Source organism: Pseudomonas psychrophila (assembly GCF_001043005.1).
GTDB classification, from domain to species: domain Bacteria; phylum Pseudomonadota; class Gammaproteobacteria; order Pseudomonadales; family Pseudomonadaceae; genus Aquipseudomonas; species Aquipseudomonas psychrophila.
Genome location: NZ_JYKZ01000070.1, coordinates 1 through 651 on the forward strand (window position 1 = coordinate 1; position 651 = coordinate 651).

Annotated in this window: 1 protein-coding gene; it reads left to right on the forward strand. The window is 59.8% G+C overall.

Annotated elements, in window-relative coordinates:
- A partial coding sequence (locus tag TU76_RS24110; RefSeq protein ID WP_048352668.1) for a LysR substrate-binding domain-containing protein occupies positions 1–522 on the forward strand: 522 nt, incomplete at its 5' end.
- Between the last annotated feature and the right edge of the window lie 129 nt (positions 523–651).

Sequence of the window (651 nt, forward strand, 5' to 3'; positions counted from 1 at the left end):
GACCTGTGCAACGAGCAGGAAGCTGATGACTTGCTGCAGGGTCGCAGCGATCTGGCGTTCTATTTTGGCCAGGGTTCACGACCCGGCACCGAATGCCTGAAGCTGTTTGGTGAAGAGCTGGTGGCCGTGTGTGCACCCGCCAGCTTGCCGGCCACCCCGTTCACAGACCCGACACAGTTGACCGATCTGGTACTGCTGCAGAACGCCTCACGCCCACAGGCCTGGCATGAATGGTTCGAAAGTCAGGGGTATCGCACCGATCACAGCTATCACGGCCCCCGCTTTGACACTTTCTATATGTGCATCCGTGCAGCTCAGGTGGGCTGTGGTGTCGCGCTGCTCCCACGGTTTCTGGTGGAAGAGGAATTGGCTGACGGCAAGCTCGTGATCGCCTGGCAGCACCCGATGCCCAGCCGAGACGCCTACTACCTCGCCGATCCCGAGCATTCAGCGGGCGTACCCAAAGTCCGGGATTTTGTCGCGTGGATGCTCGAGCAACTGGAAGACCCGCACACCCTGTAGCCGCGAGGAAATGCCTCGCCGGACAAAAACCACTGGCAATACCGCCTGCGGATATGCGCCACTAGCACCATTCATTGAAAGAGCTGAATGTCGTGGTCATCAGGCACGGCCAGCATGGAGATAGCCGCT